The 17,977-nt window shown below is 65.3% G+C and carries 22 protein-coding genes and 1 pseudogene; 17 read left to right on the forward strand and 6 right to left on the reverse strand.

Going from position 1 to position 17,977, the window contains the following annotated elements; genetic code table 11:
* Positions 1-35 precede the first annotated feature (35 nt).
* From AC1DX5_RS19125 to tatC, 5 genes are all read left to right on the forward strand, one after another.
* Positions 36-782: a segregation and condensation protein A gene (locus tag AC1DX5_RS19125; protein ID WP_465169499.1), complete on the forward strand. Its 747-nt coding sequence runs from the start codon at positions 36-38 to the stop codon at positions 780-782.
* Positions 779-1,381 carry an SMC-Scp complex subunit ScpB gene (gene scpB, locus AC1DX5_RS19130; RefSeq protein WP_465169498.1) on the forward strand — a complete coding sequence of 201 codons (603 nt, stop codon included), beginning with the start codon at positions 779-781 and terminating at the stop codon, positions 1,379-1,381. Before AC1DX5_RS19125 ends, scpB begins: the two co-directional genes overlap by 4 nt.
* A gap of 27 nt (positions 1,382-1,408) precedes the next feature.
* Positions 1,409-1,639 carry a twin-arginine translocase TatA/TatE family subunit gene (locus AC1DX5_RS19135; protein WP_372848388.1) on the forward strand — a complete coding sequence of 77 codons (231 nt, stop codon included), beginning with the start codon at positions 1,409-1,411 and terminating at the stop codon, positions 1,637-1,639.
* Positions 1,640-1,771: 132 nt separating this feature from the next.
* Entirely contained in the window at positions 1,772-2,236 is a 465-nt protein-coding gene (tatB, locus tag AC1DX5_RS19140) for a Sec-independent protein translocase protein TatB (RefSeq protein ID WP_478016793.1), read from the forward strand.
* A gap of 8 nt (positions 2,237-2,244) precedes the next feature.
* Complete coding sequence (gene tatC, locus AC1DX5_RS19145) at positions 2,245-3,027, forward strand: twin-arginine translocase subunit TatC (RefSeq protein WP_478016817.1); 783 nt, start codon at positions 2,245-2,247, stop codon at positions 3,025-3,027.
* 94 nt (positions 3,028-3,121) lie between these two features.
* Here the strand turns inward: tatC and AC1DX5_RS19150 are convergent, their stop codons facing one another.
* The 3 genes from AC1DX5_RS19150 to AC1DX5_RS19160 all read right to left on the reverse strand — a co-directional run bounded on the left by AC1DX5_RS19150 (position 3,122) and on the right by AC1DX5_RS19160 (position 5,274).
* Positions 3,122-3,256, reverse strand: coding sequence for an entericidin A/B family lipoprotein (locus AC1DX5_RS19150; RefSeq protein ID WP_372848382.1), 135 nt, complete (start codon positions 3,254-3,256; stop codon positions 3,122-3,124).
* Between the two features lie 268 nt (positions 3,257-3,524).
* Positions 3,525-5,105, reverse strand: a complete 1,581-nt coding sequence (locus AC1DX5_RS19155) for a sensor histidine kinase (RefSeq protein WP_478016795.1) — start codon at positions 5,103-5,105, stop codon at positions 3,525-3,527.
* A 7-nt stretch (positions 5,106-5,112) separates the two neighbouring features.
* Positions 5,113-5,274, reverse strand: a complete 162-nt coding sequence (locus tag AC1DX5_RS19160) for a NepR family anti-sigma factor (RefSeq protein WP_478016796.1) — start codon at positions 5,272-5,274, stop codon at positions 5,113-5,115.
* Between the two features lie 255 nt (positions 5,275-5,529).
* Here AC1DX5_RS19160 and AC1DX5_RS19165 point away from each other — a divergent pair, with 255 nt between their 5' ends.
* The 3 genes from AC1DX5_RS19165 (at position 5,530) to AC1DX5_RS19175 (ending at position 7,289) form a co-directional block, all read left to right on the forward strand.
* Positions 5,530-6,336 carry a response regulator gene (locus AC1DX5_RS19165; RefSeq protein WP_478016798.1) on the forward strand — a complete coding sequence of 269 codons (807 nt, stop codon included), beginning with the start codon at positions 5,530-5,532 and terminating at the stop codon, positions 6,334-6,336.
* Positions 6,337-6,414: 78 nt separating this feature from the next.
* A complete protein-coding gene (locus tag AC1DX5_RS19170; RefSeq protein WP_465169493.1) occupies positions 6,415-6,552 on the forward strand; it encodes a hypothetical protein in 138 nt (45 codons plus the stop codon).
* Positions 6,553-6,641: 89 nt separating this feature from the next.
* Entirely contained in the window at positions 6,642-7,289 is a 648-nt protein-coding gene (locus AC1DX5_RS19175; RefSeq protein ID WP_465169492.1) for a sigma-70 family RNA polymerase sigma factor, read from the forward strand.
* Positions 7,290-7,308: 19 nt separating this feature from the next.
* On the opposite strand, the gene AC1DX5_RS19180 is transcribed toward AC1DX5_RS19175, so the two are convergent.
* Positions 7,309-7,464, reverse strand: a complete 156-nt coding sequence (locus AC1DX5_RS19180; protein WP_465174052.1) for a hypothetical protein — start codon at positions 7,462-7,464, stop codon at positions 7,309-7,311.
* Between the two features lie 111 nt (positions 7,465-7,575).
* On the opposite strand from AC1DX5_RS19180, the gene AC1DX5_RS19185 reads away from it, so the two are divergent.
* The 8 genes from AC1DX5_RS19185 (at position 7,576) to AC1DX5_RS19220 (ending at position 15,117) form a co-directional block, all read left to right on the forward strand.
* Positions 7,576-10,272 (forward strand): bifunctional [glutamine synthetase] adenylyltransferase/[glutamine synthetase]-adenylyl-L-tyrosine phosphorylase, encoded by a 2,697-nt coding sequence (locus AC1DX5_RS19185; RefSeq protein ID WP_478016800.1) that lies wholly within the window; start codon positions 7,576-7,578, stop codon positions 10,270-10,272.
* Positions 10,272-10,742 carry a peroxiredoxin gene (locus AC1DX5_RS19190; RefSeq protein WP_478016819.1) on the forward strand — a complete coding sequence of 157 codons (471 nt, stop codon included), beginning with the start codon at positions 10,272-10,274 and terminating at the stop codon, positions 10,740-10,742. Before AC1DX5_RS19185 ends, AC1DX5_RS19190 begins: the two co-directional genes overlap by 1 nt.
* Positions 10,743-10,750: 8 nt before the next feature.
* Entirely contained in the window at positions 10,751-11,542 is a 792-nt protein-coding gene (locus AC1DX5_RS19195; RefSeq protein WP_478016802.1) for a ferritin-like domain-containing protein, read from the forward strand.
* A gap of 110 nt (positions 11,543-11,652) precedes the next feature.
* A complete protein-coding gene (locus AC1DX5_RS19200; RefSeq protein WP_465169487.1) occupies positions 11,653-12,846 on the forward strand; it encodes a peptidoglycan DD-metalloendopeptidase family protein in 1,194 nt (397 codons plus the stop codon).
* A 59-nt stretch (positions 12,847-12,905) separates the two neighbouring features.
* Positions 12,906-13,247, forward strand: a complete 342-nt coding sequence (gene erpA / locus AC1DX5_RS19205) for an iron-sulfur cluster insertion protein ErpA (RefSeq protein WP_465174047.1) — start codon at positions 12,906-12,908, stop codon at positions 13,245-13,247.
* Between the two features lie 5 nt (positions 13,248-13,252).
* Positions 13,253-14,023: an exodeoxyribonuclease III gene (gene xth / locus AC1DX5_RS19210; protein ID WP_465169485.1), complete on the forward strand. Its 771-nt coding sequence runs from the start codon at positions 13,253-13,255 to the stop codon at positions 14,021-14,023.
* Between the two features lie 6 nt (positions 14,024-14,029).
* Complete coding sequence (locus AC1DX5_RS19215; RefSeq protein ID WP_465169484.1) at positions 14,030-14,332, forward strand: hypothetical protein; 303 nt, start codon at positions 14,030-14,032, stop codon at positions 14,330-14,332.
* Positions 14,329-15,117 carry a transporter gene (locus tag AC1DX5_RS19220; protein WP_478016804.1) on the forward strand — a complete coding sequence of 263 codons (789 nt, stop codon included), beginning with the start codon at positions 14,329-14,331 and terminating at the stop codon, positions 15,115-15,117. Before AC1DX5_RS19215 ends, AC1DX5_RS19220 begins: the two co-directional genes overlap by 4 nt.
* 31 nt (positions 15,118-15,148) lie before the next feature.
* On the opposite strand, the gene AC1DX5_RS19225 is transcribed toward AC1DX5_RS19220, so the two are convergent.
* Positions 15,149-16,309 (reverse strand): N-acetyltransferase, encoded by a 1,161-nt coding sequence (locus AC1DX5_RS19225; RefSeq protein WP_478016806.1) that lies wholly within the window; start codon positions 16,307-16,309, stop codon positions 15,149-15,151.
* 148 nt (positions 16,310-16,457) lie between these two features.
* On the opposite strand from AC1DX5_RS19225, the gene AC1DX5_RS19230 reads away from it, so the two are divergent.
* Positions 16,458-17,564, forward strand: a complete 1,107-nt coding sequence (locus AC1DX5_RS19230; RefSeq protein ID WP_478016808.1) for a fatty acid desaturase family protein — start codon at positions 16,458-16,460, stop codon at positions 17,562-17,564.
* Positions 17,565-17,769: 205 nt separating this feature from the next.
* On the opposite strand, the pseudogene AC1DX5_RS19235 reads toward AC1DX5_RS19230, so the two are convergent.
* Positions 17,770-17,977, reverse strand: a pseudogene (locus tag AC1DX5_RS19235) (hypothetical protein); the annotation flags it as partial.

Below are 17,977 nucleotides of genomic sequence, written 5' to 3' on the forward strand. Positions count from 1 at the left end.
TCCCCCTGCGGGGGAGGACCTGTTAGCGTGATGCAATGGACGCTGAAGCCGAGACGCTGACCCTTGATATCGATGGCTGGGAAGGCCCGCTCGACCTGCTGCTGGCACTCGCGCGCAACCAGAAGGTCGATCTGCGCGAGATCTCGATCCTGGCGCTGGTCGACCAGTATCTGCGTTTCATCGAGGAAGCCAAGGCGATCAAGCTGGAGGTGGCGGCCGATTATCTCGTGATGGCCGCGTGGCTCGCCTATCTCAAATCGGCGCTGCTACTGCCGCGCGATCCGGAGGAACAGCCGAGTCCAGAAGAACTGGCGCTTCGCCTCCAGCTTCGCCTCGAACGGCTCAATGCGATGCGTGAGGCCGGCGCCCGGCTGATGGCGCGCGACCGGCTCGACCGCGACGTCTTCCTGCGCGGCGCGCCCGAAGGGCTGCGTACGGTGCGCAAGGCATTGTGGCAGGCCGAGATCTACGACCTGATCTCCGCTTATGGCCGGATCAGCGCGCGTACCCGGCCGGTGATGCATATCGTCGCCAACCGGCCCGTGATGACGCTCGACGCCGCGCTGGAGAGGGTATCGCGTCTTGTCGGCGAACGGATAGACTGGGCCATGATCGAGACCTTCCTGCCTGAGTCAGCTTCGGGCATTTTCCGCAAGTCGGCACTCGCCTCCAGCTTCGTCGCCGCGCTCGAGCTGGCGCGGCAGGGCAGGGTCGAGCTTCGCCAGAAATCGCCCTTTGCTCCGCTCTACCTGAAGGCGCCGTCGGTGGAGGCCGGGGCATGAAGCGCGCCGACGATCTGACGCGGGCGGTGGAAGCCGTGCTGTTCGCCGCGACCGAACCGATGACGGTGGACGCGATCCGCGCGCATCTCGGCAATGCCGACAATGTCCGTAGCGTGCTGGAGGAGATCCAGGCCGATTTCGCCGGGCGCGGTATCGAACTGGTCCGGCGCGGCGACCGATGGCATTTCCAGACCGCGGGCGACATGGCGCACCTGCTCCGCCGCGACCGGGAGGAGCCGCGCAAGCTCAGCCGGGCGGGCATCGAGACGCTGGCGATCATCGCCTATCACGAGCCGGCGACTCGCGCCGAGATCGAGGCGATTCGCGGCGTGCAGATCTCCAAGGGCACGCTCGACGTGCTGATGGAAGCGGGCTGGATTCGCCCCGCCGGGCGCCGTGAGGTGCCCGGAAGGCCGCTCCTCTACGCGACGACGCCCGAATTCCTCGGCCATTTCGGCCTTGCCAGCAGGCGTGACCTGCCGGGAATCGACGATCTCAAGGCGGCGGGGCTGCTCGATCCGGTCGATCTCGCGCTGGAACATGCCGGCGAGCATGAAGATGAGAACAGCGAGGTAGAAAAGGCGGACGATGAGGACTAGATAGGCCTGCGTCCTAGGAGATTTGTGATGGGTAGTTTCAGCCTGATGCACTGGCTGGTGTTCGGTGTAATCGCGATCCTCGTGCTCGGGGGCGGTCGTTTCTCGAACATGATGGGTGACGTCGCCAAGGGCATCAAGCAGTTCAAGAAGGGCATGGCCGAAGAGGAAGAGACGCCTCGCGAGCCGAGCCGGATCGACCGCAAGGTCGGCGAGCCCGTGATCGAGGTCGAGGGCGAGAAACTGCGCGAGGAGCGCTGAGCGTTGCAGGCGTGCGTCGCGTCGAGCCCGCTTGAGGCGGACCGGCGCGTGCGCGCTTCCATGACCTTCATCGTCGCACCGAAAATGGCCCTGGCGCGCCTTCGGGGCCACGGCATTTCATAGAGTTTCCGCATGTTCGATATCGCGCCCACCGAATTGATGCTTGTCGGGATCGTGGCGCTGCTCGTCATCGGTCCCAAGGACCTGCCCAAGGCGATGCGTTTCGTCGGCTATTGGGTGTCGCGCGCGCGCGGCGTCGCGCGGCAGTTCCGCTCCGGCTTCGATTCGATGATGCGCGAGGCCGAGTTGCAGGAAATGGAGAAGAAATGGGCGGAGGAGAATGCGCGGATCATGCGCGAGCATCCGCCCACGCCCCAGCAGATGCTCCCGATGGCCACGATCGATCATGAGGATGCCGAGCCGGTGCTGGTCGAGCAGCCCCTGATCTCCGCCGCGCCGGACCCGGAATTGGAAGCATTGCCCGCGCCCGAGGCGAAGCCGGTCCGCAAGTCCGCCGCAAAACCAAAGGCTGAGGCTGACCCTGATGCGGCGCCTGCCAAGCGGGTGCGCAAGCCCGCCGCCAAGGTTGAATCGTGAACGCGCCCATGGACGATCTCGACGCCAGCCGCGCTCCCTTGCTCGATCATCTGATCGAGCTGCGGCGGCGGTTGCTCTACTGCGTCGCGGCGATCGTGGTGAGCTTCTTCGTCGCTTTCTATTTCGCCGAGCAGATTTTCGCCTTCCTTGTCCATCCGCTGGCGGCCGCCGGACAAAGCAAGGTCATCTATACCCAGATCTTCGAGGCCTTTTTCGTCCAGGTGAAGGTCGCCTTCTTCGCGGCGATGATGCTGTCCTTCCCGGTCATCGCCAACCAGCTCTGGCAGTTCGTGGCGCCGGGCCTGTACCGCCAGGAGAAAAAGGCGCTGCTGCCCTTCCTCCTGGCAACGCCGGTATTGTTCATCTGCGGCGCGGCGATGGCCTATTATATCGCCGTCCCGATGGCGCTGCACTTCCTGCTTTCCTATCAGGGCGACCTGGGGGGCGGCATCAAGCAGGAGGCGCTGCCTTCGGTCGCCAATTACCTGTCTTTCGTGATGCAGTTCCTGTTCGCCTTCGGCGTCTCGTTCCTGCTGCCGGTGGTGCTGATGCTGCTCGAACGCGCCGGCATCGTGACGCGCAAGCAGCTGGTGAGTGCGCGGCGCTACGCGATCGTTGGCTCGTTCGCGGTCGCCGCGGTGCTGACGCCGCCCGATATCGGATCGCAGCTGCTGCTCGCGATCCCGCTATGCCTGCTCTACGAGCTGGCGCTGATCGGCATCTGGTTCACCGAGCGGAAGCGCGCGAAACAGCCTGCCGAGGCCGAGAGCACCGAAATCGAGAAAGTCTGAAACCGGCCCGTCCTGTTGACGGCGACCTGGCGCAGATAAAGAAAAGGCCTCCTCCCGTTCGGGAGAAGGCCCAGGCTGCCTAGAGGGGCGACCCTTATTTGGCGTCGTCAGCCGTCTTTGCGACGGTGCTGCCGGCCGAGGACACGTCCTTGCCGACGCCTTCGACGGTGTTGCATGCGCTGACCATCAGCGCTCCGGCGACGAGGGCCAGTCCAACAAGCTTGCGCATCGAATATCTCCTGAGATTGGCTTTGTGCCGAGGTTTCAATGATCGGCGAACGCGTTCGTTCCGTGAAAGAAACGGGGTGATGTGATTGAAGCTGAAAAGAATTTGGGCCCGAAAGCGCCACCGGGGGGGAGGGTTGACGCTTTCGGGCCCATGTCTTGGATAGCGAGAGCGGGGGGGCATAAATTCACTATCCGAAGCTAAGAACGTGACTCTCGCGAAGCGGTTCCAGGGATTCGAGATTTTTTTTGATTCTTTTGAATCGCTTGAATCAGTCGCGCCCGGTGATGGCGATGGCGATTTCATAGGCGCCGACCAGCGGATCGTGATGGAGGCGCGAGCGCAGCTGACGGGACAGGCCCTCCATCACCCGGCCATAGCGTTCCTCCACCACCCGGCGCAGCTCGTCCCCGTCCACCAGCGCCGGTGAATTGACGCGCAGCAGCGCCCGGTCAGCATTTTCGTCCGGCTTCACGGAGATCCGGATCTGCGCGATCGGATTGAAGGTCATCGCCAGTTCGACGATTTCGGTGATCAGGAACGCGACGGCGATGGCCACGTCCTGATTGACCAGGAACGGATCGATATCGATCGCGATGCCAAGCTGCGAAGAGCCTTCGGGCGCGGTCGCCCGGATATTCGACGCGAGTTCGCCGATCACCGATCGCAGGGAGAGCCCACGATGCTCTTCCAGTTCGGCGAAATGGTGACGATGGACCACCGCGAGCGCGTCGACCCGGCGCTGGATCGAGGAATAGGCGGCGGTGGCTTCCTTGCTCCGCGCGCCGCGTGCGTGGAAATTGATCAGGCTGGAGATGACCTGGAGATTGTTCTTCACGCGGTGATGCACCTCTCGCGTCAGCCTGGTCTGGCGCACCAGACCCTCCGCGAGGCCGGCCTCATGCGCGGCGACGGTGCGGCTGATCATGCGGAAGGTGTCGCCCAGCTCGCGAATCTCCTGGGCGGGCAGGGCACGGACCTCGTCGGGGTCGATTTCCTCGCCAGGCACATAAGCGGCCACGCTGGTGCGCAGCCTGCGCAGCGGACGGATCAGCAGCCGGTCGACCACGAACCAGCCGATGCCGGCCGCCGCCGCCCACATCAGGATCGGCAACAGCATCGCGATGAGCAGAGGCGAGGTAATCGGTGCGCTACGCACGCTGGTTTCGAGCGACAGGCCGCCGATGCCGAGCGGGGTCCGCATCGTTTCCCGCCTTTCCAGCGCACCGCGCGGGGGAAGCAGAGTCACCGGCAGCGATTCGCTTCCTTTCACGAGCAGCGCTTCATAAGGCGGCGCGAAATCGCTGGGCCGGCCGGTTTCGGCGAGGAAGCGCGTAGGGAAGAAGGCAGTCGCTGTGGTGCCGCTTGCCCCCGTGATCGCCAGCAGGAGGCCACGCTCGGGCACGATGCGGATAGCAACCGGATCGGTGCCAGCGGCGACGGGCGTCAGATCGGACGGAAAATCCGCGCCACATAAGGGACGTGCGCGACGGTCGCGAATAACGAAGCGGGTGCCGCTGACGGCCTGCTGGGCGAACACGCCCTGTGCGCGCGCGCAGCTGGGGGCGTCGCCCTGATCCGCGTCGAGCGCGTTCAGCGCCACCCGAAGCGCGGTCATGTCGCCGACGAGCTCGATCGCCAGCTTGCGGGCACTTTCGGCGGAGGCGAGGCGGAGCTGAGCGCGAGCGCTCTCGTCGGCGGTCTGGGTGGTCTTGAGCGAGGCGAAAAAGGCGATGATCGCGAGCGGCAATAAAGCCGCGCTCAAAATCAGGAAGATCTTGGCGCCGGTCGGAATCTGTGCGGCAAGCTTCGTGTTGCGAGCCGGAGCCTGAGGCTCGGCGGAATCCGCCATGGCCTGCTCAGTCGAGCTTGCTCAGGAGGTCGAGCATCTCGGGCGGAACCGACTCGTCCACCGTCTTCTGATACACGGTGCGCAAGGCCGCCCCCATATCACGGTCCTTGCTCTGGACCCTGGCCTTCGCGGCCCGCGGTTTTTTCGAAGACTCGTCGCCCGAACGCAAAATCGTCCCCCTTAAGCATCCGGTGTATAAGCCGGGCATATCGAGAAACCCGGCCGAGGAAATCGGCAAGGCGCATCGCGCATACAATCCGCGACGAATGCATGAAACCAAATATCGCGTCGATTGTTCCATGTCCGATGCGAAAAAGCCCGGCACTCACGCTCGGGTCGCGAAACGCGTTGCAAAGCCGGGGGGCCGCTTCCACAAGGACCCTCGTCAGATCTTGGCGTTTTTCTGGAGGAGACCTCGACAGCCATGTCGCTTGGACAGCAGCTTGCCCCCCACCTTCCTTTCCTGCGCCGCTATGGCCGCGCGCTGACCGGCAGCCAGCAGCATGGCGACCGCTATGTGCGCGCGACGCTCGAAGCGATCGTTGCGGCCCCGGCGGAATTCCCGCGTGACGTGGACCCGCGGCTCGGTCTCTATCGGACCTTTCAGGCGATCTGGAACTCCACCAATTATGACGAAACGCCCGAGAACGCGGGCGCGGACGCCGGCAGCAGCCAGGAATCGATTGCACGGGCTCGCCTCGCCAAGATGACGCCGCTGTCGCGCCAGGCGCTGCTGCTCACCGCTATGGAAGGCTTCACGCCCGAGGATGCGGCCTATCTGATCGAGGTCCAGACGAGCGAGGTCGACGCACTGGTGAACGAAGCGCTGGCCGAGATCGAGAAGCAGACCCGCGCACGCGTCCTGATCATCGAGGACGAGCCGATCATCGCGATGGATATCGAGACGATCGTGCGCGACCTTGGCCATGACGTTACCGGTGTCGCGGTGACTCGCGACGAGGCCGTTGCGCTGGCGATGGAGGACCGTCCTGGCCTGGTGCTTGCCGACATCCAGCTTGCCGATGRCAGTTCGGGCATCGATGCGGTCAAGGACATCCTTGCCGAGTTCACCGTTCCGGTGATCTTCATCACTGCTTTCCCGGAGCGTCTGCTCACCGGCGAGCGCCCCGAGCCCACCTTCCTGATCACCAAACCCTTCCAGCGCTCGACCGTGAAGGCCGCGATCAGCCAAGCGCTGTTCTTCGATTCGGCGACGGTTCCCGCACTCTGACGGGAACTTTTCCATAACCCCCGGCATTGGAGTTCCATCTGGTACGGACCCAAAACAATGCTCGGGGGTTATAGGCATATGGCAAATCCGGAAGAACAAACTCACCTCAGCGGCGATGAGGCCAGGGCAGGCGCGACGCCGCATATGACGCGGTACATATTGGGTATCTCGCTGGTGCTGGTGATCGCGATCTTCGCGTTCCTGCTGCTCCGCTAATTCATTCAAATGAACGAAACCGCATGGCGTGGTGGACTTGATCATGGTCCGCCCCCATGTTCGCATTTCGGACCACGAAACGGATGTTCATGACCGACGCGTACGAGAATGACGACGAAGACGATGTGGCGCCAGAGCCGGTCGAGCACGTTGCTCTCTCCGATTCCGAATTCAAGGCGCAGCTCGCCCAGGTAATCCCGCATCTGCGCGCCTTTGGGCGCTCCTTGTCGGGCAATCGCGATCTCGCCGACGATCTGGTCCAGGAAACGCTGATGAAGGCCTGGGCGGCGCGGCTGCGCTTCCAGGCCGGCACCAACATGCGTGCCTGGACCTTCATCATCCTGCGCAACCTTTATCTCTCCCAGATGCGTCGAGCCCGGTTCAAGGGTGAATGGGACGATCTGGTGGCTGATCGCATATTGGCCGCGCCGGCCAGCCAGGACCGGCATGTCGAGCTGGGCGACATGCAGCGCGCCTTGCTGCATTTGCCGCAGCCGCAGCGTGAGGCGTTGATCCTCGTCGGCGCGGGCGGCTTCGCCTATGAGGAAGCCGCCGAGATCTGCGGCGTCGCCGTTGGTACGATCAAGAGCCGTGTGGCGCGTGGGCGGGTCGCGCTCGAGACGATCATGAACGACAATTCGCTGCCGTCGCGGCGCAGCCACAGCAACGAGCCTGGCATGACCGCGCTCGATTCGATCATGGGCGAAGTCGAGGATCTGAGCCGGGATCGCGGCTGACGCCGCTAAACCCATTACCTCAGCAGCGTTGTATGGTCCGATCGGCGACATCGATCTGACGGAGCAAGGCGGCAAAATCGGTCGCCTGGGTATCCTGGGCCCCGAACGCGGCGCGCAACGCGCCGCTGATCATGTCGCTCGTCTTCGGCGCGGCCACGACATATTCTTGTGGCACGACGTCTTCCGTAGAGGGCGTAATCTTGATCGACATGAACCAAGAACGAACGAGCAACCCGATTGTTGCTTGCACCTGTGTTAATTAAACGGAATTATCCATAGTTGCCGCATGCATGACGCCTATCCCGAAGAATTGATCAAGGACGCGGTTCGTCGTGCGCGGACCGAATCGCCATTCCTGACTCTGCTGCTCGATCGCGAACCGGCACTTGCCGATGACCTTGATCGGGGCATGCTGCCTCCGCTTGCGGGGGTGCCGATACAGGATCAGGCCATGCCGGTGATGCGCCGGTTGCGGCTTGAGCGGCGCAGGCTCGCGCTGCTTGTCGCCATCGGCGATCTGGCTGGTGTCTATGACCTTACAGCCGTCACTGGCGCGTTATCCGATTTCGCTGACCGGGCGCTCGATGCCGCGATTGCCGCTGCCATCGCTGAACGAACGCCGGGCGCTGCGCCCATCGGTTTCGCGGCCATCGCGCTCGGCAAGCAGGGCAGTCATGAACTCAATTATTCGTCCGATATCGACCCGATCCTGATCTTCGATCCCGCCACCCTGCCGTGCCGGCCGCGCGAGGAGCCCGACGAGGCGGCGGTACGGATCGGGCGCCGGGTGGTGGAGATTCTGCAGGCGCGTGACGGTGACGGCTATGTGCTGCGTGTCGATCTGAGATTGCGCCCGTCGCCGGAGGTGACTCCCATCGTTCTTCCGGTGGACGCTGCGATCTCCTATTATGAATCACTGGCGCTGCCATGGGAGCGCGCCGCGTTCATTCGGGGCAGGGCAGCCGCCGGAGACCTGACGCTCGGTGCGCGCTTTCTCCAGACGATCCGGCCGTTCATCTGGCGCCGTGCGCTCGATTTCGGGGCGATCGGCGAGATCCGCGGCATCTCCCGCCGAATCCGCGATCATCATGCGCAAGGCCAGGCCTTCGGCCCGGGATTCGACCTCAAGCGCGGGCGGGGCGGCATTCGCGAGATCGAGTTCTTCGCGCAGATTCACCAGCTGATCCATGGCGGGCGCGATCCATCGGTGCGCGCCCCTGCGACGCGCGATGCGCTGGCGCGACTGGCCGAGGCCGGATGGATCGACCCTCGGGTCGCGGCGGCGATGACGGAGGCTTACACCGTGTTCCGCACGATCGAGCATCGGGTGCAGATGGTCGACGACCGTCAGGCACACCATCTGCCGACCGGACCGGCGCTCGACGGGCTGGCGCGGCTTCATGGCGTCCCCGATGGCGCGGCATTGCTCGACCTGTTGCGGCCGCATGTCGAAGCGACGGCGCTGACCTATGATGCGCTCGACCCCGACGATGGGGGGGCGTTGTCGCAGGACGGCGCGCATCTCGAAGACCAGCTCGCCGAAGCCGGGTTCGCCGATCCGCCAGCGGCCGCGCGACGGATCGAGCAATGGCGTTCCGGGACCTATCCCGCACTGCGCAGCCCGGCCGCCCGGGAAGCGCTGGAGGCGGTGCTGCCGGGGCTGATCGAGGCGCTGGCCAGGGCGCCCGATCCGCAGGGAGCGATCGTGCGGCTCGACGTCATGCTGGCGAAGCTGTCGAGCGCGATCAATTTCTTCCGCCTGCTCGAGGCGCGACCGGCGCTGGCGCGTCTGCTCGGTGCGATCCTGAGCCATACGCCGACCCTGGCCGAGGCGCTGGGCAGGCGTCCGGAACTGTTCGACGGGCTGATCGATGCCAGCGCGCTCGACCCTGTCGGCTCGGTCGACGCGGTGGCGCAGGAGATGCGCGAGGAGACCGGGGACTATCAGGCGCAGCTCGATCATGTCCGCCGGGTGGTGGGCGAGAAGCGCTTTGCCCTCGGCACGCAGATCGTCGCCGGCGTCAGCGATCCGCTCGATGTTTCGGCCGGTTATGCGCGGGTGGCGGAGGCGGCGATCGCGACTCTCGCGCAGGCGACGGTCGCCGAATTCACGCAAAAGCACGGTGTCGTGCCGGGTTCCGAACTGGTCATCCTGGCGCTGGGCCGGATGGGCGGCGGGGCGCTGACTCATGCCTCTGACCTTGATCTGATCTATCTTTTCACCGGCGATTACATGACCGAGTCCGATGGTGAAAAACCTTTGGGCGCGGTACTTTACTATAATCGTCTTGCACAACGGGTGAGCGGGGCGCTCTCCGCGCCGACGGCGTCCGGTCCATTGTACGAGATCGACACGCGGCTGCGTCCCTCGGGGACTCAGGGGCCGCTGGTCGTCTCGCTCGACGGCTTTGCCCGCTATCAACGCGAGGATGCCTGGACCTGGGAGCATATGGCGCTGACGCGCGCGCGGCCGGTATTCGGCTCGGCGCATGCCCGGGCGGCGACACAGGCGGTGATCGACGCCGTATTGCGCGGGGATCGGCCGGCGCGCGACGTGGTCGCCGATGCGATCGGCATGCGCGCCGAGATGGCGGCGCACAAGCCGCCGGCCGGGCCGCTCGACGCCAAGCTGTCACCGGGCGGTCTGGTCGATCTCGAATTCGCGGTGCATGTCGTGCAGCTCACCCGCCATGCCGGCCTCGATCCTCACCTCGCCGTGGCAATCCGCGAACTGATCGAGGCCGGGCTGGTGCCCGCGCCGATCGCGGCCGCGCATGATTTCCTCACACGCCTGCTGGTCACGTTGCGGCTGGTCGCACCGGACGCGCAACCGCCGGCCCAGGCGACCCGCGACCTGATCGCACGCGCGCTCGACGTCGCCGATTGGGAGGCGGTGGTTGCGTGCTTCGCGACGACGCGGCAGGAGGTCTCCGATTTCTGGGCCGCGGTAGCCACGGCTGGAACCAGGACGGGAGACGAATGATGGCGGCGATCGGCGAGGGCGACACGCTTCCGGATGTGGCGCTGACGACGCCGGACGGCGGCAAGATCAACCTGCGCGGCTATCTCGGCAAGCCGTTGGTCCTGTATTTTTACCCCAAGGACGACACGGCCGGCTGCACCCGCGAGGCGCAGGACTTCAGCCTGCATTATCCCGAATTCCGGGCGTCGGGTGCGGAAGTGCTCGGCGTGTCGCGCGATACGCCAAGCAAGCACCAGAAGTTCATCGGCAAATATGACCTGACCGTGCCGCTCGCGACTGATGACCAGGATCAGGCCATGGCGGCGTTCGGCGTCTGGGTGGAGAAGCAGCTGTACGGCAGGACCTATATGGGCATCGACCGGTCGACCTTCCTGTTCGATGCGAAGGGCGTGCTGGTGCGGGCCTGGCGGCGCGTGCGGGTGCCCGGGCATGTGGCCGTCGTGCTCGAGGCGCTGAAGGAGCTCGGCTAATCGTCACGATGAGCATCGCGCAGGCCGTGCGGGGCGTGCTGGAGACCGGCGACCCAGCGGCCAAGGTTCGTGCCGCCCGGGCGGCGGCACGGGCGTGGCGTCAGGGGCGCCTCGCACCGATATTCGATGTCGCCATGCCCGACCGGCCGGCGCGTCCTGCTCACCCGGAACTGCTGGCGCCCAGCCAGATGCCGAAGCGCGGCAAGGGCGGTTCGGAACGGGGGCGGATCGCGCTGCTCCACGCGCTGGCGCATATCGAGTTCGTCGCGATCGATCTGGCCTTCGACATGGTCGGGCGCTTCGGTGCCGAATTCCCGCGCGGCTTCACGGACGACTGGATATCGGTGGGCGCGGACGAAGCGATGCATTTCGCGCTGCTCGACCGGCGGCTGCGGGCGCTTTCCAGCCATTACGGCGCGATGCCCGCGCATGACGGCTTGTGGGAATCCGCGACGGCGACGGCGCTGGATCCGCTCGCCCGTCTCGCGGTCGTGCCGATGGTGCTCGAGGCGCGCGGACTGGATGTGACGCCGGAGACGATCCAGCGCTTCAGGTCGGCGGCGGACGAACCGAGCGCGCGCATCCTGCAGCGCATCCTGACCGATGAGATCCGGCATGTCCGCGCGGGCACCATCTGGTTCGAATTTGGCTGCTCCGCCAAGGGATTCGTGCCGGAATCGCATTGGCGTTCCCTTGTCGCGCGCCACTTCCGGGGGGTGATTAAGCCGCCGTTCAACGACTCGGCGCGCAACTCAGCCGGTTTGACGCGAGAATATTACGGCGCGCTTGCCCCGACCTGAAAAACTAGGTCAATTGCGACATGTCCGGGGCGTGGAGGGGCTGCGACCAGGACATCAGGGGCGGGCGCTGGATTTCCCGGCAATCGCATTCATTTGGTCGCCGGGGATAAATGAACAAAATTTCCATCGCGTCGAGCGCGCAGTTTGCGTCGCGGCTGAAGACGCACTTCACCACCCGGGACTTCATTTTTCACGACGGCCGTGACCTGCGCCGCTTCAGCGTCGGGGGGCGCACCCAGGCGCTGATGGCCGGCGTTGCCGGTGTCACGCTGTGCTTTTCGGCTTATGGCGTCGCCCAGGCAGCCGTTGGCGCCGTCGCGATGAGCGGTATCGTCGATGCCCCGTTGTCGCCGGAAGCCAAGGTCGCGCAGATGCAGGCGAAGGTCGCCGCGATGCAGGCCGATGTCGAAACCATCAAGCAAGCCGCCAAAGCCCATGCCGTCCGCGTCGAGCAGCGCCAGGCGCTGATCTCCGCCGTCATCACCGGCAAGGGCGATCCCCGCGCGCTGGCGCTGGTCGCGCCGACGATCGACAGCCATGCCGACCAGCTTGCCGCCGACGTGCTCGCGCCGCTCAAGAAGGTCGAGCAGCGTCAGGTCGCCATGGCGGTCAAGGCGCGCCAGGCCGCTGAGCAGCGTTATGCCATGACCGTCGCGCATGTGCGCAAGCTCGGTATCGCGCCGGAGCGTTTCGCGGCGCGCATGCCGGCGATGGGCGGGCCGTTCGAAGCCGCCGACAGCGTCGAAGCCGAAGCCGATCTGCGCGCCGACATGCAGTTCCGGTCGCTGTTCATGACCTGGAAGAAGCTCGATTCGCTCGAGCAGGGGGTGATCGCGATCCCGTCGGCCCAGCCGGTCGAGCGCCTTGCCTTCACCAGCAATTATGGCGTCCGCTCCGATCCGTTCCGCGGCACCGCCGCGATGCATGCGGGCGTGGACATTCCCGGCCCGGTCGGCACTCCGATCTACGCGACCGCCGACGGCATCATCGATCGCGCCGAGCGCTCGGGCGGTTACGGCAACATGGTCGAGATCAACCATGGCAAGGGCATTCAGACCCGTTACGGCCATCTCTCCAAGATCCTCGTTGCGCCCTTCACCCGCGTGCACCGCGGCCAGCTGATCGCGCTGATGGGCTCGACCGGTCGTTCGACCGGCCCGCATCTCCATTACGAGGTCCGGATCGACGGTCACGCCGTCAACCCGATCCCCTTCCTGCAGACCGCCGACTATCTGCTCGCGGTGCAGGATCGCGCGCTGAAGACGACTCAGGTTGCGGTGGGCGGCCCGGCTGCGGCCGACTGATCCATCCAGGTGCCCGGGCATCGGTTGCCGATGATCCCGGGAACGCCTATCTGCCAGTCATGGCAACCGTGACAGCTCCAGAAATCGCCCTCACCGATTCAGCCGCCGCGCGCGTCGCGGCGATTGCGGAAAGGCAGGGCAAGCCCGCCATCCTTCGGCTTTCAGTCGATGGCGGCGGTTGTTCGGGCTTCCAGTACAAGTTCGGCTTTGCCGATGCGGTCGACGCGGACGACGCGGTGGCCGAGAATCACGGCGTGAAGCTTGTCGTCGATTCGATCAGCCTCGATCTCGTGCGCGGCGCGGCGGTCGATTATGTCGAGGATCTGGGTGGCGCCGCGTTCAAGGTGACCAATCCCAATGCCGCGTCGGGTTGCGGCTGCGGCTCCAGCTTCTCGGTCTGATCCGCTTGAGAATCGTCACCTACAACGTCAACGGCATCAAGGCGCGCCTGCCGCGCCTGCTGGAATATCTCGCCGAGCAGGCGCCCGACGTGGTGTGCCTGCAGGAGCTGAAATCGAGCGACGATACCTTCCCGGAGGCGGATATCCGCGCGGCCGGCTATGGCGCGGTGTGGCACGGGCAAAAGGGTTTCAACGGGGTTGCGGTGCTGGCCAGGGGCAGCGACCCGGTCGAGCGGCATCGCGGCCTCGCCGGCGATCCCGAGGACGAGCATAGCCGCTATCTCGAGGCGGAAGTCGACGGGGTGGTCATTGCGTCTATCTATCTGCCCAACGGCAATCCGCAGCCGGGGCCGAAATTCGACTATAAGCTCAAATGGATCGAGCGCCTGTCCGATCGGGCGCAGGCACTGCTGGCCGAGGAAAAACCGGTGGTGCTGGCGGGTGACTATAATGTCATTCCCAATGACGACGACACTTTCTCGGTCCGCGCGATGCAGGACGATGCGCTGATGCAGCCGGAGAGCCGTTCCGGCTATCGCGCGCTGGTCGGGCAGGGCTGGACCGACGCCTTGCGCACGCGGCACCCCAAGGGCGGCGTCTGGACCTTCTGGGATTACCAGGCCGGTGCATGGCAGCGCGATGCAGGCTTCCGGATCGATCACCTGCTGCTCAGCCCGATCGCTGCCGACCGTCTTGCCGATGCCGGCGTCGACAAGGACTATCGCGGTCGGGAGAAGGCGAGCGACCATGCGCCGACCTGGGTATGGTTGCGGTAGCGCCCGGTGGCGTTCGATCTCCAGAAGATGCTCCACCGCAAGGGCGAGTTCGAAAGTGCCCGCCTCGACGATTTCGCGTTCCGCACCCGCGCCAGGACGATGCGCCTGCTGGCCGAGGCGCTCGGCCGCGATGCGGCGCCGCTGCTCCGCGGCCTGGCGAAGGGGGAGGATTCGACCATCCTCGACGCCCTTGCCGCTGACGGGCTCGACCGCGTCGAAATTGACCAGGCCTATTACCGTGCTCGCGACAGGGCGGAGCGCATGGTGCGCCACGAGCTGGGGGATCCATCTCCGGTGCGGCTGGCATGAAGCGGCTGGCGGTCGCGCTCCTGCTGCTGCCGGGCGCTGCCCTGGCCGAGGAGCGCGACTATTGCCCGACGCGCCCTGGGCTGGGAACGCCGCCCTGCACGATGGCGCCGGGCCGCGTCTCGGTCGAGATGGGGCTGGCCGACTGGACTCGCGACGACTCGCCGGACACGCGCGACGACACGATCCTGATCGGCGACACGCTCGTCCGCATCGGCCTGACCGACCGGATCGAGGCGCAGGCCGGCTGGACCGCGTTCGGCCATGATCGCACTCGGGACAAGGCGAGCGGATCAGTCGACGCGGCGAACCGCACGGGCGACGCGCTGCTCGGGCTGAAGGCCAATCTGCGCCACCCTGACGGCAGCGGCGTTTCCGTCGCGGTCGAGTCCTTCGTCACGGTTCCGGTCGGCCGCAGGCCGATCGGGGCTGGGGACTGGGGCGCGGGCGTGCTGGTGCCGGTCAGCTTCGACCTCGGCCACAAGCTCAGCCTGCAACTGTCGCCCGAAGTCGATGCCGCGGTGGATCAGGATGGGCGAGGGCGGCATTTCGCCGCCAGCGGTACGGTCGGGCTCGGGGTCGAGCTCAGCGACAAGATTACCGGGACGATCGAGGTTCAGGAAACTCGGGACGATGATCCGTCCGGGCATATGACCACAGCGCTAGCGTCGGGATCGCTCGCTTGGGCGCCGCGCAAGGACTGGCAGTTCGACGTCGGCGCCGTGGCGGGGCTGAACCGCGACGCGCCGAATGTCGAACTCTATATCGGCGTTTCCCGGCGGCTCTAGCAATCTTCGAGCGTGGCCGTTGCCGCCCGTTTCACAGCGTCTTCTGATAGATCTCGTAGGTCTTGTTGACCCGACTCTGGATGGTCTCGGCGATGGCGTTCATGCCCTGATTGTCGTCGAGCACCCACCCGATCTCGCCGCGGCTCGCACCGTATCGGGTGATGGCCGCGCGCCGGATATATTCGATCATCATGAAGGCAAGCTGGCTCGCCATGCGCGAGGACTGGAGTTCCTTCAGGACGCCCATCAGCGGCACGCGCATGGTGCGCACCTGGGGCTTGCGCAGCCAGAGCAGCAGCTTGGCCCAGCCGAACGGCAACAGGCTGCCGTTGAGCGGCTTGATTGCCTCGTTGAGATCCGGAAGCGTGATCATGAACGCGACGGGCCGTCCGTCCAGTTCGGCGATGCGGATCAGGTCGTTGAACACGATCGGCTTCAGCTTGACGCCGACATCGGCGATCTCCGGCGGGGTGAGGGGGACGAAGCCCCAATTGTCCGACCAGGCATCGTTGAGGATCGCGAGGATGATTGCCGCTTCCTCGTCGAACTTCGACTTGTCGACCTCGCGGATGCGGATTCGGGGATTCTTCTCGCCCGACTGGATGATCCGCTTCACGATCGGCGGGAATTCCTGGGTAATATCAAGATCATAGGTATAGAGCGTCTTGGCGGGACTATAGCCGGCCGCCTCGATCCAGCCGCGATATTCGCGCTTGGCATGGCCCATCATGATCGTCGGCGCATGATCATAGCCCTGGATCAGAAGCCCCGGCTCTTCCCAGATCGACATGCTGATCGGGCCGAGCACCCTGGTCATGCCCTTGTCGCGCAACCAGCCCTCTGCGGTGGCGATCAGCGCCTGCGCGGTTTCCGGGTCCTCGGCATCGAACAGGCCGAACTGGCCGCAGCCGGGGCCGAAGCCCTGTTCGGCCGGCATGGTCAGCGCGAGCGTGTCGATATGGGCGGAGATGCGTCCGACGGCCCGACCATCGCGCTCGGCGAGAAACAATTGCGCCTCGGCGTGGCTGAACCAGCCATTCTTCTCCGGCGTGATCAGCCCCAGCGCCTCGCCCTTCAGCGGCGGAACCCAGTTGGGATCGTCCTTGTAGAGCCGGAAGGGCAGGTCGACGAATTTCTTGCGATCGGCCTTGCTGCTGATCGGGCGGATGGAAAGCGGGTGCGTGGTAGCCAAGACGACAAGCCTCTCTGTAAGAACTGCGCACTCCCGCCTGTGGCACAAGCTGTCAAGCGCGCTCCTGTCAAGCGCGCGGGCGCAGGGGCAACGACATACCCTGTTGCTGCCACCATATAGCCACTATCTTTGGGCAATGCCGCGAACCATGAACACATCGCTTGCCTTCGATCCGCGCGAGACCGTGTCGGGCCCCAGCACCGTCCTGCGTGCGCCGCGGGAGCGCATCGCCGACGACAAGGCGATGCTGCGCGCTGCCGCCGATCTGACGCGCGACCTCAACGCGCCGAAGCCTGCCATCTACTGGACCGACCTGATCCTGTCCGCGGTGCTTGGCTATGCAGCGCTCGCAGCCACGATCCTGGCACCCTCGACGGGATGGGCGATCGTGGCGGGCGCCGTGGCGATTCTCGCTCTGTACCGCGCCGACAGCTTCATCCACGAAATCACCCATATCAAGCATTCGGCGCTGCCCGGCTTCCGGCTGGGCTGGAACCTGATCGCGGGCATCCCGATGATGGTGCCGTCCTTCATGTATGAAGGCGTGCACAACCTCCACCATGCGCGCACGCGCTACGGCACGTCGGAAGATCCCGAATATCTGCCGCTCGCACTGATGAAGCCCTGGACGCTGCCGCTGTTCGTCGTCACCTCGCTGCTCGCGCCGGTTGCGCTGTTGCTGCGCTTCGCGGTGCTTGCCCCGATCGCCCTGTTCTTCCCGAAGATGCGGGCCATGCTCGACGAGCGCTATTCGAGCCTGTCGATCAATCCCTCCTTCCGCCGCCGCCCGCCCGAGGGCGCGTTCAAGACTCATTGGCGCCGGATGGAGGCGGCCACGAGCGTGTGGGCGATCACGCTGCTCACCCTGACCGCGACGGGGATCATTCCGTTGCGCGCCCTGCTGATCTTCCTCGGGATCACCTCCGGCGTGGCGATCCTCAACCAGGTGCGCACGCTGGTCGCGCATCTGTGGGAGAATGAAGGGGAGGCGATGACCGTCACGGCGCAGTATCTCGATACCGTGAACGTGCCGCCGCCGGCGCTGTTGCCGGTGCTGTGGGCGCCGGTGGGCCTGCGCTATCATGCGCTTCACCATCTGCTGCCCGGTGTTCCCTATCACGGGCTGGCCGAGGCGCACCGCCGCCTGTCCGCCGCCCTGGGCGAGCAGTCGCCCTATCACAAGGCAAGCTATCCGGGCCTGCCGGGCCTGGTCGATCGGCTGGTGCGCAGTACGATGGGCCGCCGCCCGGGCTGACCTCTGAGCGCGCGCCTCTGCGCGAACACTGATTCCCGCCTGCCGCCGGTCCGCGGTCCCTGTTCCGCCCCTGTTCTTCCCTGTTATTTTTATTTTTTCGTTTTTTGCCACGATTCGGGTCGAAAAACGGCGATTTTATCTTTATATAACAATGTCTTAGCCGCGTCTTCCCTGTTATCGCGGAACAGGGATGGAGTGACCCCCTTTAGTGAGACACGTTAATTAGAGAGAGCTCGGTTGCTTGTTTGAAGGGCTGCTGCGCAGCAGCCCTTCGCATGGTTTCCTCATACTCGTCGGGCGACCTGTAGGCCAAGGCGGAGTGCAGGCGCTGGCGATTGTAGACCTGCTCGATGAAGGTCCCGATCCGCTCGCGTGCGTCGGCGAGGTCGCGATAGCCGGTACCGTCGACCTCC

The sequence above is a fragment of the Sphingomonas sp. P2_B6 genome, assembly GCF_056404755.1.